Annotated in this window: 11 protein-coding genes; 2 read left to right on the top strand and 9 right to left on the bottom strand. The window is 51.9% G+C overall.

Annotated elements, in window-relative coordinates; translation table 11 throughout:
- Nucleotides 1-91 precede the first annotated feature (91 nt).
- Nucleotides 92-1,414 (bottom strand): ABC transporter substrate-binding protein, encoded by a 1,323-nt coding sequence (locus ABEA66_RS24720; protein WP_079908792.1) that lies wholly within the window; start codon nucleotides 1,412-1,414, stop codon nucleotides 92-94.
- A 355-nt stretch (nucleotides 1,415-1,769) separates the two neighbouring features.
- Here ABEA66_RS24720 and ABEA66_RS24715 point away from each other — a divergent pair, with 355 nt between their 5' ends.
- Nucleotides 1,770-1,931 carry a hypothetical protein gene (locus ABEA66_RS24715; RefSeq protein WP_179135864.1) on the top strand — a complete coding sequence of 54 codons (162 nt, stop codon included), beginning with the start codon at nucleotides 1,770-1,772 and terminating at the stop codon, nucleotides 1,929-1,931.
- Between the two features lie 129 nt (nucleotides 1,932-2,060).
- On the opposite strand, the gene ABEA66_RS24710 is transcribed toward ABEA66_RS24715, so the two are convergent.
- From ABEA66_RS24710 to panD, 3 genes are all read right to left on the bottom strand, one after another.
- Entirely contained in the window at nucleotides 2,061-2,366 is a 306-nt protein-coding gene (locus ABEA66_RS24710; RefSeq protein WP_079908791.1) for a hypothetical protein, read from the bottom strand.
- 158 nt (nucleotides 2,367-2,524) lie between these two features.
- Nucleotides 2,525-2,941, bottom strand: a complete 417-nt coding sequence (locus ABEA66_RS24705; protein WP_345591697.1) for a hypothetical protein — start codon at nucleotides 2,939-2,941, stop codon at nucleotides 2,525-2,527.
- A gap of 321 nt (nucleotides 2,942-3,262) precedes the next feature.
- Entirely contained in the window at nucleotides 3,263-3,670 is a 408-nt protein-coding gene (gene panD, locus ABEA66_RS24700) for an aspartate 1-decarboxylase (RefSeq protein ID WP_345591695.1), read from the bottom strand.
- A 177-nt stretch (nucleotides 3,671-3,847) separates the two neighbouring features.
- Here panD and ABEA66_RS24695 point away from each other — a divergent pair, with 177 nt between their 5' ends.
- Entirely contained in the window at nucleotides 3,848-5,074 is a 1,227-nt protein-coding gene (locus ABEA66_RS24695) for a threonine synthase (protein ID WP_345591693.1), read from the top strand.
- 136 nt (nucleotides 5,075-5,210) lie between these two features.
- Here ABEA66_RS24695 and ABEA66_RS24690 read toward each other — a convergent pair whose 3' ends face one another.
- From ABEA66_RS24690 to ABEA66_RS24670, 5 genes are all read right to left on the bottom strand, one after another.
- Nucleotides 5,211-5,948 (bottom strand): YheC/YheD family protein, encoded by a 738-nt coding sequence (locus ABEA66_RS24690; protein WP_345591691.1) that lies wholly within the window; start codon nucleotides 5,946-5,948, stop codon nucleotides 5,211-5,213.
- 443 nt (nucleotides 5,949-6,391) lie between these two features.
- Nucleotides 6,392-13,228 carry a fibronectin type III domain-containing protein gene (locus ABEA66_RS24685; RefSeq protein WP_345591689.1) on the bottom strand — a complete coding sequence of 2,279 codons (6,837 nt, stop codon included), beginning with the start codon at nucleotides 13,226-13,228 and terminating at the stop codon, nucleotides 6,392-6,394.
- A 131-nt stretch (nucleotides 13,229-13,359) separates the two neighbouring features.
- Nucleotides 13,360-14,238: a carbohydrate ABC transporter permease gene (locus tag ABEA66_RS24680; RefSeq protein WP_345591687.1), complete on the bottom strand. Its 879-nt coding sequence runs from the start codon at nucleotides 14,236-14,238 to the stop codon at nucleotides 13,360-13,362.
- A gap of 141 nt (nucleotides 14,239-14,379) precedes the next feature.
- Nucleotides 14,380-15,366, bottom strand: coding sequence for an ABC transporter permease (locus ABEA66_RS24675; RefSeq protein ID WP_192700851.1), 987 nt, complete (start codon nucleotides 15,364-15,366; stop codon nucleotides 14,380-14,382).
- 104 nt (nucleotides 15,367-15,470) lie between these two features.
- The gene (locus tag ABEA66_RS24670) at nucleotides 15,471-17,120 is read right to left on the bottom strand and encodes an extracellular solute-binding protein (protein WP_345591684.1); all 1,650 of its coding nucleotides are present in this window, start codon (nucleotides 17,118-17,120) and stop codon (nucleotides 15,471-15,473) included.
- Between the last annotated feature and the right edge of the window lie 171 nt (nucleotides 17,121-17,291).

The following is a 17,291-nucleotide window of genomic DNA, read 5'->3' as shown; positions in this document are numbered from 1 at the left end:
CCAAGTGGCACTTGAACCTCCATGATAACATGAAGGTTTTTTTGAGTGTCTACTTGAAGGGGATAATACCATTTTTCAGTAACCGAACGGTTTATTTTTTTAATTTTTCCTCAATAGCTTTGTTCGCCTTTTCTTCGGTTTCCCGTAAGACCGTATTAACATCTTTCCCTGCTGCCAATTCTTTAGCCGCGGAATCAAGCGCCGAACGAACTAAACCGTCATACTCCGTAAGAGGATCGTTTATTTTGCGTGTTTTTGACTTAAATATACCGCTTACGTTCTTTCCTTTTAGATAAGGTACATTGGTGCCATACTGAGTTTGAATGTCCGCTTTGGCTACAACGGAAATTTTTCCGCTTTTGCTCAGCTCTGCTTGCACCTCATCGGAAGTAAAGATCGACATCACTTCAAAAGCTTCATTCTTATACTTACTGTGCTTATTCAGCATAATCGTATGTGGGGTAATGATGCGGCCTGTACCGATGGCTTCAGGGTAGTTAGGAAGCGAGACGAAATCCCATGGAAATTTATCAGCGATACTCGGATCCGTGCTCGCTATCATATCGGGAATCCAAGCAGTCAGCATGGCTATATTCCCGTTCTTAAAGAAATCGCCGCTGCCATAATTGAGCTTCTTATCCTCTCCAAGAAATCCGGGGATATCGATCATCGCTTTCATCGTGGTAAGAACTTTTTTCCAATTATCATTATTAATGGTCGCTTTGTTCGTAGCCGGATCAACGTACGGTAAAGAAAGTCCATAGCCTAAACGGGAAACCGTATCGGGACTCAGCCCTATGTATCGGACCCCGTTTTCGGTTTTGGTCAGCTGGCGGGCTAACTGGATGATCTCATCCCAATTCATCCCGTCTTTCGGATACGGGACAGCGAATTTATCAAAAATATCTTTATTATAGAGAAGAGCTGCAATATTTTGAGCGACCGGTAAAGCGTAGATTGCACCTTTTCCGCCGCTGTAAACTTTTACAGCATCTATGGCATTAGGGTCGAAACGGTTCAAATCGAAGTTGTTGCTCTTAATCAAATTATTCAGATCCTCCGGCACATCAAGTTCTCGCCAAAGAGGAGTATTAGCGTCTGTCGTATAGATCAGATCCGGGACGATGCCTGCGGCCACTAATTCCTCCGGATTGGTGCCTGTCCCTTTACGTACAATATTAAACGAAATATTAGGATATTTCTTTTGTACAGGCTGAACTATAAATTTGTCTATTTCCTCATTGCTGATCGCCGCGTGCTGGTAAAGTGTAAGCGTTATCGGCTCGTTTGTAACTTTCGGTTGACCCGCCCCTTTGTCAACAATCCCTTTATCATCCTTTGTGCCTGTTCCTTGGCTGCAACCCGCAAGCACTGTGATCAATACAACAGAAGATGCAATTCTAGTCAATTTCATCTTTTTTCCCCTCCTAATGGTGTCACCTAACTAATAAAAATTTTTAGTAAGCGGTTTCAAGGGTCGTGATACATGTTATATTTAATCTGGAAACGCCACATGAGATATAGCATAAACTAAATTTTTTTAGAATTCATTGAGTAATTTGATCATTTTTTATCCATTTCTTGATTTTATTGCTGTAATTCTCCTTTTACACGCATGAAAGTTTCATGAAGAAGAATGAAGATCTCCCGGCCGTATAAAAGTTCATCATTGGTTAACTATATAAAGGAAAGAACGGAAAGTCATGGGGTAAGGAACGTAAGGAAAGAAGCAAATCCCATGAAATCATGATAAATAGGAGGCTAGAACAATGCCTAACGAGCACATCGATATCGAAACGGATGGCAACCCGGAAACCATGTACGAGGATACGACTGCACACGAACGTATCGGCTTTAGAGCCGATGACGACACGCCGCTTCGCAATTACGGCAAGCGTGGCGAGAAAATGGACGGCGTTCCGATCGAATAGGATTCCCACGATAAAAAACAGACTGTCCTCTCCATAGGGGTTGGTCAGTCTGTGCATTTGACTTTACTCTTGCAATAATAATAGGAATATCGGCTTTCCATATCCATGAATGTGGACACCTTCACGACACTAGCCAGAAGATGTTTCTGTTTTTATTAACGTCATTTTTCGCATAGCATTTAGTGGGTAACCTGGGTCTTCTGGTTTTATTATGATATGTACATGATCTTCATAGAAAGGCACTCTTCTAAGTAAAGGGAAATTAATGATAATGCATTTGAAACCTGTATCAGGGTCATCGATCAGCTTATCTCCAATTTTAAGGACTTCTCCTCCAGAAATTCGTCCATAAACAATAACGCAATCCTCGAATTTTTTATCTCGTTTCATAACACTATTGATAATATATGCCTCTTTAAGTTCAATTTTTCCCATATCATCATATCCCCCGAAACGCAAGTTGCCCCATTATATTTTATATTTGAGCTCCACCTTACTCCATACTATCTCTACACTAGCCCCATTGATAAAAATCTAAAACATAAACTTTAGATCCGATATCAAAATAAATCTGCGCCCATTCAAATTCATCTTCACCATTGGAAGGATTGGTATACCTTAAGATTTGAACCTATAAATGCCTTAAGCATCGTTATTAGTTGAGTAGAAACTGTATTGTACTCTTTGTTATTTTCTAATGGTACAACTTTACCATCTGTATAATAATTCTCACCCAAGACGATGTTTCTCATCTTTAACATTGAAAAAAACCAATACGTACAGAGATCAAATAAGCTCTCTTCCCATGATTCTAATTCCTCTAAACCGATAATTTCAACATACTTATGAGTGGAAAGATTGCTGTTTTTATTAAACTGGCGCACAGCCTCACTGATGCTTACATTCAGTTCAACCAACCTGTATTGATGACCATAACAACTACCAAGAAAAGTGTTTATATTAGCCAAGGCTTCAAGATAGCCATTTATCTTACTTATTTCGCTTTTCATTAACTAGCCCTTCTTTAGTACGGTATATATCTGTGACGTACAATTGCAAGAAAAGTTCTGCTAAATAAGGTGGAACATTTTCCAAATGGATGTACGTTTGAAGAAAAAATAGACTCAAAACGGTTGTGCAGCCAGACTCTCATGAAAGAAAAAAATACCTACAAGCTTCTTGTACCTCTCTTAGGAAGGTGAAAATCAGTTCCGATAAAACCAAAGAACCCGCGATTGATGCGGGTCTGAATCCGTTCATAATGTAGTCATTCGGATGCTGAAGTCTATTACCCCATACAGATCATGTCATAAACCTACTTTAAACGACCCTTAACTTTCTTCATTAAGCTCCGCATCCTGCCTCAATATGACCAGGTCATGATGTTCCACCTTGGTAATGCAGTTATTCTCATCGACGAAGACAACGGAAGGCTTTAATTGGTTCATCTCCTGCTCTGAGAACAGTCCGAGACTGAGCACGATGACCAAATCTCCTGGCTGAAACAAGTGCGCAGGCGGACCGTTCAAACATACTCTGCCCGAGCCTTCGGGTGCTGGAATGGCGTATGTTTTCCAGCGAGTGGCATTGCGGAGGCTTGTGATCTGCACCATCTCATACGGCTGGATATTGGCCTTTTTCATCAGCAGTTCATCTAATGTTATACTTCCGACGTAATCAAGCCGAGCTTCCGTGACGGTCGCCCGGTGAATTTTGCCTTTACACATCAAACGGAGCAATGGAATTCCTCCTTTAAGAAGTTACACCACATCCTATGGAGAGCAACGCCTAATGTTTCCTTAATTTCCGATAATTAGGTCAAAGCCGTCGCATTACGGCCGAAAAAACGTATCGTAATACGAATTCGCTCTGTCGTATTAAACACTATGAGGTGACAGTACGAGGAGGTGCGGCTTGTGAGCAGATTTCGTCAAAAGTGCACTCGCTGCGGCAAACACTTTCCCTTTTCCCTGAAAGGAAGGTGCGAATGCGGCGGTACTTTGCTCGTGGAGTACGATTTGGAACAGGTGAGCCGAAGCTTACATCCTTCTGTTCTGAGGGAGAGGTCCGCCACCATGTGGCGCTATATGGAACTGCTTCCACTGGAACATGAAAAGTCTATTGTTACATTAGGAGAAGGCTGGACACCGCTCCTGCCGATGAACCCCCTTGAGCGAGAGCTAGATATACAAGGCGTGTATTTGAAAAGAGAGGAGCAAAATCCTACTGGCAGCTTCAAGTCAAGAGGTTTCTCTTCAACCTTATCCCTTTTGAAAGAGCACGGGGTTGACCATGTTGCCGTGCCATCCAACGGGAATGCAGCCTCAGCCATGGCCGCTTATGCGGCGAGGGCGCAAATAAAATCAACCGTCATCGTTCCCAAGGATTGCCCGGGTATCATCATTGAGGAGTGCCTGCGTTACAGTGCTTTGACTTATGTGGTCGACGGTATGATTCACGATGCGAGCTGCATTATCGAAGAAGGAGTAAAAGAGCAAGGCTGGTTCCACGCCGGCACTTTAAAGGAGCCCGGAAGAGTTGAAGGAAAAAAGACCATGGGGCTGGAGCTTGCCGAGCAGCTCGGCTGGAAGCTTCCCGATGTGATTCTGTATCCAACAGGAGGCGGATCGGGCATCATCGGCATGTGGAAAGCATTTCAAGAGCTGCATCAATTGGGATGGGTAAGCGGGAGCCTCCCTCGTATGGTCAGCATACAGGAAGAAGGATGCCAACCTTTAGTAGACGCGATGACTAGTGGGGCATTCACTGCATCACCGCCCGATTCAGTCCGGTCCAACCCAACAGGTCTTCGTGTGCCAAATCCGCCAGATGGTGAGCTTGTGGTGCGCATCCTGAAGCAATCCCAGGGCGCAGCCGTCAGCGTGACGGCCGAAGAAATCCAAAGCGCCCAAAAGCGGTTGGGGCGTCTCGGAATCTCTAGCTCGCCCGAAGGAGCCGCCACGCTTGCTGGCCTGCTGCAGCTGCAGGAGAAGGGGTGGATTGCCCGTTCGGAGACCGTTGTACTATTCAACACGTCCCATGCTGACAAATATTTACCGTACGCACCTTCAACGACTGTCCCTATCATCAAGACCTACGCAGATCTTCGTAAGCATCTGCAAAAGTCGGCTGGTGCGAGCTAAGTCTAAGGCCGGGTGTTCCCAACCACCTAGTCATATACAATACCCTGCACACAAAAACAAACCGCAGGCGTCTGTTGACAATGCGGTTTGTTTTTGTGTGGATTTAAACCCTTCGACTATAGGTAGAGTGCGAGACTTAGACATGTTTTTGTTTTCTTTTATGAAAAGCGGCAAGCTGTTTCATTGTTCGGTAAACGGATGGCTCTGAACGAAATAGACTATGAGCTGGTACGGTAGGATTCGTTTCTATAAACCATACCTTGCCTTTACGGTCAATAGCAATGTCGTAACCTATCTGCCAGTCGTATCGGCTTTTACTATGGGTACGGGTGCATAATTCAGCTACTTGAATCATTTCGTTTTTTTTCTTTGCAATCCTTGAACCAGAAAGCCCTAATGATTCCCGTAACGCCCTATCAATGGGTAAAACGTACCCTTTTCCTCTAGCCACATTAGTGATTATGCTTTTGGTTCCAGCAACTTTGGCGACCATTCCGATATAGTTCCATCGTTCTTGTCGATCCCTCATCATCATCACGCGAATATCAAAAGGGCGGCCGTTGATTCTTGCAAGATCAATGGCTTGCTGAACGATATGAACCGGTTTTTTTAATTTCAACTTAAGAAATAATTCTTTAACGGAATTAACGCTCTGCACATCGCCTTTTACCTTTACGTAATAAATCAAATTCCCCTTTTTCCAAGCTTTAATGACACCTTTCCCGCGTCCGCCTCCATCCGGTTTAATGTATACTGCTGGATAACGGTCTAAATAATCGGCTAACCTTGCTTCGTTGCACAGTGCAGTTTCCGGCAAATATTTCCTAAGTTGAGGCACCTTCTGAAACATACGGTGAAATCGAATCTTCCACAAGTAAACCCTCTCCTTTTGTTCGAACCGTGAACTCCCAATAAGATATGTGCCTTAGGCGAATTTTGTCAGGGCGTATTCGGTCTTATTTCCTTCATTTCCCATATCATGGATCACCGCCATAACAATCTTCTTCCATTTGGCATTCCTTAACGGGAGCTCACAAAGGGAATCAAGTGGACTTTTTCGGGAAATATACGGCTCGTCCATCGGTGCCGCCCGTCCTGCAAGTCAATGGAAAGACTTGCTCTAGTCAGTCTAAAACAATAAAAAAGAAAGCGGCCATTTATAAACGGCTGCCTTCTTTTTCATTAAAGCTCTGTTTGTCTTACTTTGCGGGCTTGTTAGTAAAAGCCCTTATGGCCATTCTTCAGATGATGCAGCTCCCGAATCCGGGTATCCGATGTTACATTCGCCAACCGTTGCCGTTTTGCACCCTGGTTTGCTTAGTCCGGCGGATACTCCAGCACATTCAACTCATGAATGGACCAATAATTGCCCACGCTTCCTGTCTGTACGACCTTGATATAGCGCGCTGTCTTCGCTTCCGGGAAACGGATCGTTAGTTTTTGCGTGCCGGCGCCTGCAGCAACGGCCGTCCCCCAATTCACCCCATCCGAGGATACGTAGACTTCATAGCCTCTCGGATAGTCGTAAGCACTTCCGGCAGCGTCCAATTCGAGGCCGTTGAAGATGTTCTGCGTACCCATATCCACCTGAAACCACTGCCCGCTTAGCTGATGTACCCCCGTATCCCACCGGGTAGCAAGATTACCGTCCAGTGCGCTCACAGCCTTAGCTGGTTGATGGGATGCCGCAGCCGTCCAGCCGGTCCGTTCCAGCTTATAGACTCCTCCCGGTGAAGCGTAGGTCGCAGCCGTGACAGGCAGCGAATCCCGCGATTCAAGCCCTGCTGCCGTTTTGGCCTTGACCGTAAACGTATAGGACGTAGCCGGAGCCAGGCCGGATACCGTGTACGTCGTCCCCGTCACCGTCTGGCTGTTCACTTTCTCGGACCCCTTGTATACCTCGTAGCCTGAGATAGCCGTATGCCCTACCGGCTCGCTCCAGCCAAGCCGGACTGTGGAAGTCGTTCTTCCAAGCACAGTCAGATTGGCAGGTGCTTGCGGAGGATTAGTCTCTGCGGCAGGCACGCCTTGAGCGAAGATATAGACGGGGTCGCCAGCGGGTCCGTCGCCGCTTCCGTTGAAGCCTGTGATCCGGTACGTGTAGAACACGCCGGGGCTGAGCCCTTCGTCGTGATAAGTCGTTCCCGTAACCGAGGCAGCTACAGTCTGCCAGGCGGCGCTTCCCCCGCTGCGCCGTTCTACCCGATAACCGGAGGCCAGCGGATCGGACGCCCAAGACAAGACAGCCGACGAGGCCGTAATCCGTGTCACGCCGAGGAATTGAACTGCTCCGGGTGCCGGCGGCGCCAGCTGAACCAGTTCATCTACAGCTGCGGTGAGACCTGCAATATCATTCGCTATGACATTTAGCGCCTGATATTCTCCGACAAAGGGCGAATTCGCCAGGCTAACCGCCGCGTGTCCCGGCTGAAGCCCGGTTCCCTGCTCCGGCAGCAAATAGCCTCGTGCCTGGTCCAGCAGCAGCACATTAGTGGATGATGTACCCAGCAGCACAAGATCGGAATCGATCGTGCTCCATTGCGGATATTTGTTGATCGATTGGTAGGTTTGCAGGCTCTTCACGACACCTCCGGGCTCAGCCAAGCCGAGCGATACGCTCCTGCCCTGCCGCGTATAATGCTGCGCAAGCCGGTCAGCCTGCGCCAACCAGACCGGATCAGCCTGCTGTGCCTTCGTCAGCGCGATCGTCAGCGGAACATCCGTCCGGGAACCGAAAGCGCGAATAGCTGCCGCCCGGTCCATCTTAACGGACGTTTCCGGCTCAGAGGCCGCAGGCTGTATGGTTACTTGCACGGTCGTCTCCAGGCCGCTCAGCAGTTCCTTTGCCTTCACATGATAGAGCCCGGGGACATCGGTGACATGCAGCGGCAGCTTGGCGGTCAAGCCGGTCGCCGTATATACCGTTGCGCTATCGCCGCTTGACGCGTTCGACACCGTCACCTCCACCGGGATGCCGGCCATAGCCTCGGGATTGCGGATCGCCGTGAAAGCCTCGTAATACCCGGTACTGGACGGGGTGACCGTGATCTCCGGCGCAGTGACCTCGGCAGGGGGCAATGCATACCACTGGAACCCGTGCGATTGAAGGTCAACCTGTGCCGCCTCTGCAGAAGTGAGCTTCCGCCCTGCCCTAATATCGTAGATCGGCCGTGACGTGCTCCACTGCAGCGCGGCCGTCTGGCCAATCAGATGCTGGCTTTCACCGGCAGCAGGGTCATGCTGCTCGTTCAGAACGGTAACGTATTCCGTATCGCCCGCCCGGGCAGGAACGGCCCAAACGGTGGTGCTGCCTGAGGATGCCGCAGGTCTTGGCACAGCCGCCATCGCCGTCCGCAGCTTGGCTATATTCGCCTCGTTACGGCTCAAGAGCAGATTCGTCTGGTCCGTGTTGCTCTGAATCACGTAGGACGCAATCTGCATGCCCGTTCCGACAGCGCTTACCGGGGAGACGGATTCGTCGTCCTTCAGAATCAATCCGCCTTGATCGACAAAGCTCTGCAGCTCAGGAACGAGACCGTCATACCATCGCCAGCTTGCGTCGAATTCATTCAGCCCAACGAGCAGAATCGCCTTGATCGACGACGGAAGCCCGCGTTTTAACTCTTCCGGCGTAATGATTTTAGAAGGCCAACCAGCCGCATGCGTCAGGAACAAAGCTTCCGTGACCTTGCCTTCATGTGAGCCTTTCAGCAGTTGCGTTTCGGTCGGATGTTCACCCCCGACAACACCCCGCAGCAGCGCCTGATCGTTCACATACATAATGCCGATCGACGGTGTGGGCTCCGTTATGGAATACACCCCGCCGTACTTGTGAATCCAGTCATAGAGCTCCTTCTGCTCCGCAATCATCTGCGGGCGGGCCAGCGAGCCGCGGTCGTTGGGCAGCACATTGGTGCCGATCGCCTGTACCCCGCGTGTTAGCGTCATCGCATACGTCTTCTCCCGGTCGGCTTTGCCGAAGAACAGGGAGAAATCGTCCTGCAGCGCCCATGTCGTTTTATTCGGTGCATAGCTGCGCAGCTTGTCGACCAGCGAGACCAGATGCAACGGCTTGGAGGAGCTTAGCTCGTTCCAGTCGTAAGCGCTCTGTACCGGCAATGATTCATGCATTTCCTTACCGGGAATGGTGGCCCACAGCCAGCCCCCGCGTCCGCCTACCCCGGGAGAGCTTCCGTAGGAACCCGTTGTCGTTATATAGGATGGCTTCACCTCGGCGGCTGCTTGAGCAAAATAGCCGTATCCCTTAAACGTATCGTTATACCGAGCGATATAATCCAGAAACGGTTTGCTGCCGCTGGCCCAATACTCATGGGACTTAAGCGTGTACTGCCCCTGCAAACTCGGGGCAATCGGCGTCGTCGGAGGCTCGCCCGCAGCAGATTGGAACGGCGTGAACGCCCGCCCCCAAGGCCGGTTCGGATTAGGCGGAGCCCAGTCCCAATACTGGGCATAAGCCGCATTGTCGGCACCCAGACTGATCCCGGCCAAATTCGGATAGCGGCTCAGCCGCTGCAGACCCAGCTGAAGCTCCCGGTACAGCGGAGCGTGAAAATCCGCGATGTAAGAACTGTAAAACGGCAGGTTCTGGCTGGCGGCGTCTACCACATCCCAATCCGTGCGCGGGATAATGCCCAGCTGAACACCACGGCGTGCAAGCGCCTGTGCCATATTCTCGTGGCTCTTGGCGCTGGAAGATTCGGAGAACGTGCCGAATTCAAAGACTCGATCATAGCCAGTGTCGCCGACATAGGCCGCATAGTCGTCGACCGTTCCAAGATCCTGATACGCTTGAGCAATGTCCCGGTGCTCCGAATGATAGAACCCGCCGGAGCTCATCCCATGGGGTAAATACACAAAGTTGATCGTCTCCGGAGAACGGGGTACCTCCGTTCCGAGATGCCGCGCAATGGAGCCTGTCTCCTGCTCATACTTCGGCGATGACGGCTTTGCCCCAGCCAGCGCCTGTACATCGGCATCCCACGCGCTCTGATGCGGAAACGTTTCAGGCGCTTCCACACTGGTAACCGTAAACTTCGGCCCCGTACCCGGTACCGTCTTGTTCAGCTTCAGCGGCACATCCTTCGGATGACCGGGAACCACCGGTGCCAGCCCGACGTCGAATGCCACCGGTCCCCGGCCGTCTACCCATAACTCGTAAGGCTTGCCCGTTTCATTTTGCGGCAGCAGCAGGGTTAGGGAATTAAGGGTTTGCGTCCCGCTATTGTAGATTTCTTTGCCGTCATTTTTCAATATGACGGATTGTACCGCTCCCGGAACGTCCCCGGTGATTTTGACCGGGAAGGTCCACAGCTCATAGTCCCAGGTCCATGAGCGGGCCGTCAGATCCGTGGTATACACGTTGGTCTGCCCCCATCGCCATGCAACTCCACGGAACCAATGATTTCCCGGCGAGAGTACATTGTCATAGGACTGCTGCACAATGGGCATGTTCGCGGGCTGCTGCTGCAGCAGGATCTCCGTCTTGTATTCCGCTCCGTCAGCGAATGGCTGTACCCTACGGATGGAGGAACCTTGGTTATCCTGAGGAAGAGCCAACTCCATCTGAGGCCAATCCACCGCATCAGGCCCGCCCTTTCGCATCGCATTCTGATGAATCTTGGCATTTCCCTTGGTAAACAATCCGGTCGGAGTATCGAAACGGACCAGCCGCAGCGTTACGTATTTAGTCGGGGCAGTGAAGTCGCTGTCTTCAGCTGATCGTGTGATAATCGTATTGTTCATATCCGCCTGAACCTGGGGCTGGGACAGCGGGGCGGCATACATTCGAAGCGAGTCGATCGCTCCCCGGAAGCCGTATTTCACCATCGAACGGGTGGTGCTGTCGTAATGCCACTCGGTCCCGAGCAGTATGGGCAGATCATTGGGCAGCAGATCGGTAAATACGCTGCTTGCCGGTACCTGACCGACCAGCTTGCCGTTGACGTAAAGCCAGACCCCTTCGTACTTTTCAAAGACAGCCGCAACGTGCGACCATTGGCCGGCTGTCAGCTCGGGGGCCGCGAACGACCAGTTATACCATTTCTCCCCATAGTCGGAGCCAAAGTACAGCTTGTTCCCCTGAAGACCGAGGTAGAAGGTCGTTCCCTTCCAATTGGCATCCCTCTTGGATGCGATCGGCTGGTATCCATTCAGATCATCGGGCTTGACCCAAGCGGAGATCGTGAAAGCCGAGGAAACCCGGTTTAACAGGCCAGGCTTCGTAATCGTCGCCTGGTCGCTTCCGCTAAGGACAAGCGCCTGGCCTGCTCCCGGGCGTCCAGGAGCATATGCGGCCGGAGCCTTCAGCAAGCCGGCATTCTCGGGCTGGGCCGGATTATGCGTATCCCAAATGGCAGTTGGAGCGGAAGCCTGGGGCTCCATTTCATACTTCGCGATCAGCGGGAGCTCCATCACCGGCAGTGTTGTGACCGATAGAGCGGCGGGAGCGGATTCATTGCCGTACAAATCACGGGCTTTGACCTCCAGCGAATATGACGAATTCGGAGTCAGGGCCGTGAAGCGATAGGTTCGCACCGCCGCGGGAGTGGACGCGACCTTGGCGGAATTCAGGTACAGGTTATATCCCGCCACCCCGGTATCATCGGTGGAAGCGTCCCAGACCGCGTCAAATTGGGTATCCATCAACTTCCTGACCGTTAAATTCCCTGGCGTTGTCGGCGGATTATAATCAGGATCGGGCACCCCGTACAGATTCAGCTCGTGAATCGACCAATAGCTGCCACTCGCTTTCGTCAGAGTAAGACGGAGGAACCGGGACGTCTGGGCCGGAAATATCGCGCTGACGATAGCGGAATTTCCGGTAAATGTCCCGACGGGAGCGCTCCAGTTCACGCCATCCTCGGATACGGACAGCTGAAATTCGCGCGGATAATCCCCGTTTGAACCGGTGGCGTCGAGCACCAGTTTGTTATACGACTTGCCTCCCGCTCCCGTATCTAGCTGCAGCCACATGCCCGGCGACTGGGCTGCCCCGCTCGTCCATCGGGTGGAAAGGGCGCCGTCCACAGCTAACGCTGTACTGCTTCCGCCATGTGAAGCACTGAGCTTCCATAAGGCCCGCTCCAGCGAGGCTTGCGTTGTAAGGCTTAGCGGCGGGCTGGCCTCCGACCGGTTCCCGGCCATATCCACTGCCAGAACTTGATAAGTGTAAGCTGTATGAGGAACCAGCCCCTTCAAGGTCAAAGCGGGCTGCCGCGTGAACCCCGCATATGCTGTCCCGGAATAAACTTCGTAGCCGAGTACTGCCACATTATCGGCGCTTGGGCTCCACGACAGCGAAGCTTCTGTGTCCGTAACCGAGTTCGCTGTTAAAGCAGTTGGAATTGTAGGCGCTTCCAAATCTTCCGTTTGCGAACCGAACAGCTTCAAATTCTGAATCGACCAGTAGCTTCCGACGCTTTTGGTCAACGTGATCCGCAGGTAACGGGCCGTCTGATCCGGAAACTCGACTTGAGTCAGTGCACTGCCGTTACCGGATGCAATCGGGCTGCTCCAAGTCAGACCGTCGTCGGATACGCTCAACGAGTATCCCCGAGGATAGTCTCCGCTGAAGGCCGTCGAATCCAGTACCAGCTTATGGTAGGACTTTGCCCCAGGTCCGGTATCGACCTGAAACCACATGCCCGGCACCTGAGCCGTTCCGCTGCTCCATCGCGAAGAGGATAGCGGATCGACCGCTTGACGGGGCGCTCCCCCTCCGTTGTTATGCGAAGCGCTAACGGTCCACAACGCACGGTCGAGCTCCTCGAGATTGACAACGATCGGGGTGCTGTCGGCAGAGCTATTCCCCGCTGCATCCTTCGCTCTCACGGTGAACGCATAATCCGTTCCGGGAATTAAGCCGTCCGCTTGGTACAGCGGGGCGCCGCTTGCGCTCCCCAGCAGCACGCCGTCCCGGTATACGTCATAGCCGGTCACACCCGAAGAGTCAGACGGGGGCGACCAAGTCAGCTGCACCGAGGTATCGGTGCGCCAGACGGACTCTACGTTAGTCGGAATCCCCGGAGCCTGCGTGCCTGCCCCCAGAGCCGGGACCGATTGAAGCGGCAGCAGACCGGCAATCAGCATCCCTGTCAGCCACATTGCCATTATGCGATGCATGGATTTCCACATTCTTTCCTCTCTCCTTTCATCGACTTTTTAATGATCCAGCCCAGTCATTAGCGGCCTCGCTTGGAAGCCAAGCCGCATCACCTCCTTTCTGCCGTAACCGGCGGGGAGCAGCAGGAACCATGAGACGCTTCTTATCCCTTTACAGCTCCTATTAGGACGCCTTTCACAAAGTACTTCTGAAGGAACGGGTATACCACAAGCAGCGGGATCAGCATAACCATAATCCCTGCCGATCGGATCGACTCCGGCGTCAGCATCTGATCGGCCTCCTGTGGCTGCACATTGTTCAGGTTCTGCAGCAGCGACTGGTTGGCGACCATATTCTGCACCAGTACAGCGAGATTGAACTTGGATGAATCATGGATGTTGATCAGCACGCTCTGGAAGGAATTCCAGTAGCCGACACCGTAGAACAGCGTCAACGTCGCCAGAACCGGCAGTGACAACGGCAGCACAATCTGCCAGAGCAGCCGCCACTCGCTGCAGCCGTCAATCTGGGCGGCCTCATTCATTTCTTCAGGAATTTGTTCAAAGAAGGACTTGAGCACGAGCATGTTATAAGCGCTGACCAGCCCCGGCAGCCACAGCGCCCAGTACGTGTCTACGATTCCAAGCGCCCGGTTGACAAGAAAGGCAGGAATCGCCTGGATACCGAACAGCATCGTGAAAACGATCCCCAATGTAAAAAACCGCCGGGCGTAGAAATAGCTCTTGGACAACGGATAGGCCGCCAAAACGGTAAACAGCATACTGAACAGGACCCCAAGGCCGGTAATGACCAGACTGTTGCGGAACGTGCGCATAATTGGCGTGCCGTCGATCAGCATCTTGTAGGATTCCAACGAGAAGCCTATAGGCCAAATGCCGACTCGGCCTGCTGCGACGGCCTCGTATTCGCTGAGAGAGATGGCCGCCAGATTCAGAAGAGGAATCAGACAGCTCATCCCGGCAATAAACAGCAAAGTATTATTGATCGCATAAAACCATTTTTCACTGCGTGAAAGTCTCATGACCTTCCTCCCTTCTTACCACATCAGAATGTTTAAGTTCTTTACAGCGATAAAGTGCGTATGAACAGCATTCTGATTGGCGATAAAAACTACCTTGACCGCGGTCGAACATCCATGAAAGGGTGTCGATAGACATTTTTTTCACCACAACGCTTGGTCGAACAGCTTGGCCAAACGATTGGCCCCCACCACCAGGACGAGACCGATGACGGCTTCGAACAGTCCCATTGCCGTCGTCATACTGTACAGCCCGCCTTGAATCCCGACGGTATAAATGTAAGTGCTGATGACGTTGGACACATCCGATACAACCGCATTCTGCAGATTGTATACCTGATCGAAGCCGACCTCCATGACATTGCCCATAGAAATGATGAGCATCAGGGTCATTACAGGCATAATCCCCGGCAGCGTTACGTACCCGATCTGCTTGAGCTTGCTCGCCCCGTCGATACTCGCCGCCTCATACAGCGAAGGGTCGATGGAGCTTATGGCCGCCAGATAGATGATGGCCGAAAATCCGGCTTCCTTCCAAATGCCGGAGCCGAAGAAGATCGCGAGCCAGGAACCGGTCTGGTACAGGAAATTGACCGGTTCGCCGCCGAAGTACCTGATAACCGCATTCAAGGCGCCTGCCTGGGATCCAAAAAGCATGACGGCGATTCCCCCGACAATTACCCAGGAGAAGAAGTGAGGCAAATATAGCAGCGTCTGCACAGAGCGTTTGAACCATGCCTTGCGCACCTCGTTCAGCATGACCGCAATCAGAATCGGGAAAGGGAAGCCAATGACGATTTTAAGAAGACTTAGGATGAATGTGTTACGAATGATGGCGATGGACTGCGGGTTGGAAAACATCATCCGGTAATAATCCAGTCCCGCCCAAGGGCTTCCCCAGATGCCTTGCATCAGATTGTAATGCTTGAAGGCGATAATATTGCCCAACATAGGCACATAGCGGAATACGATGAAGAATACGATGACCGGCGCAAACATCATCAGCAGCGGCACATTACGCCGGAATCTGCTGCGGCCTTGTGTCCGCAGTACTCCGCCCACAGCCGAAGCATTGGCTTGCTGGCCGGTGAGGCTCACGCCACCTTCTATTGCCCTTTCCTTAGTTTTCATTACAGCTCCTCCTCATGGTTTCCTATCCTTTAATGGCTTTGTATTCTGGCCGAGGATGAAACCGGGCCCGTTCGGCAGCCGACCGGACCCGTTCCCCCTCCCTATTATTTATTGGCGTACAGTTTCGCGGCATCCTCACCAAACTGATACAGATCCTTCAGCAGAAAGGCGTTAGCCTTGTTCGTTTCGTACCACTTGGCGTAGAATTCGTCGACTCGCAGACCGCCCGACTTCTCCCAGACGCTCTTGGCATCCTTCTCGGCCTGGTCCGGGGTATAGTTGCCGCCGCTCACGACCGCCTTCATCCACATGTCCTTCATCTGCTGCTCCGTGTTTTTCACGATCAATGCCAGATCCTGCGGCAAGACAGGGAGATATTCCGGCTTGAGCGTCGGAATCTGGCGCTCCTTGCTCACATAAGCCTGATTCGCCTTAATCGCGAGCTCGCGCAGCGTCTTCTGCGTCTCCGTATCCTGCGGACGCTGTTCCACGAACGAGCACTTGCCCAGCAGAAGCACGGAGGACATCATCCGCAGATCGGAGGTGTAGGAGATTTCCTTCTTGTTTTTCTCCGCGTCCAGCGGTTTGGGGCATCCCGTCTCGTCCTTGCTCCAATGAATGCCTTCCTCGCCGCTCTCCAGCGTGCGTGCCGTCTCCGGTTTGATCATGAAATCAATATATTGCATGACCGCCTTGGGATCCTTCGCTCCCGCATTGATTGCACCGACCATTTGAATCGGGCTGCCGATGACCGGGCTGAACTGGCCAAACTGGGATTTGGGTAAAGGGAGGATTGCCAATTTCGCGCCGGGGTCGTTTTTCTTCAGCGCATCGTAATCCTTGTCCGCGATCTCCTGATATAAGTACATGCCTAGCTTGCCAGATAAGAAATCCTGCTTGGCCTTCTCGCCGTTTTTGTCCGTGAGAAAGTCCTTATCCACGATACCCGCGTCGAACAGCTGCTTTTGGAAGGCGGTCGCCGCCTTCAGCCGGTCCCATTCATGAATAAAGGTATCTCCCTCGAAGCGCCACTGCACCTCGCCAAAACCGAACATATGCTGAATGATCGACATGCCGTTGCCGCTAAGATTCAAGCCGAACGTATCGGCCTTGCCGTTGCCGTCCGGATCCTGGGCGGCGAACGCTTTCGCCACCTGCAGAAACTCCTCCGACGTTTGCGGCATCTTGAGATTTAGCTTCTGCAGCCAGTCCTCGCGGATGTAGATCCGATGCCCCGCCATCAGCGGGGTGACCTTGCCAATTTCATACAGCTTACCGTCATCCTTGGTACCGAGCTTCTTCAGCTGCGGGAATTGCTTCATCAGGTCCTTGTACGTGGTGCTGTACTTGTCGATCACCTCATCCAGCGGCATGAGCAGTCTCTGCGAGTACCATTGATTCCGGTAGCCTGTATCGTACTCCAGGATCAGGTCGGGCGCGCCGCCTGTTGCGAACAGCGCATTAAACTTCTGAAGCGACTCCCATCGCGGCACTGTTATATATTTCACATCGACGGGACCGTTTTTATTCACCCATTCCGTCCAGCGGTTTTTGTCCCAGTTGCCCTCCTCCGGCGGAATATTGTTGCGTTCATACATCGAGACGGTAATGCTTCCCCGTTTATCGGGGGCGGTGCCCTTCTCTCCCTCCTTGGAGGAAGGCGTTTGTTCTGCGCTGCATCCTGCGACTACAACACCGGCCAGTGCCATGGCGGTCATGCCCGCTCTAATGAACTGTCTTTGTCTCTTGATCATTGAATCATGCTCCCCTCGGTTGACGTGATTTCCATGCGGCTCGTTGCCCTGATTGCAGAATACCTCATGGCTGCATTTTTCAGCAATGGATATGATTCTTAGGGCTAACCGATTATCCAAAAACGCGGAATGAACCAAATTCCAACGATGAACCGAATAGCAAAAAGCCCG

This window comes from Paenibacillus vulneris (genome assembly GCF_039543185.1).
Taxonomy (GTDB): Bacteria; Bacillota; Bacilli; order Paenibacillales; family NBRC-103111; genus Paenibacillus_S; species Paenibacillus_S vulneris.
The sequence above is the reverse complement of the archived record's forward strand: the minus strand, read 5'-3'. Positions and strand labels throughout refer to the sequence as shown.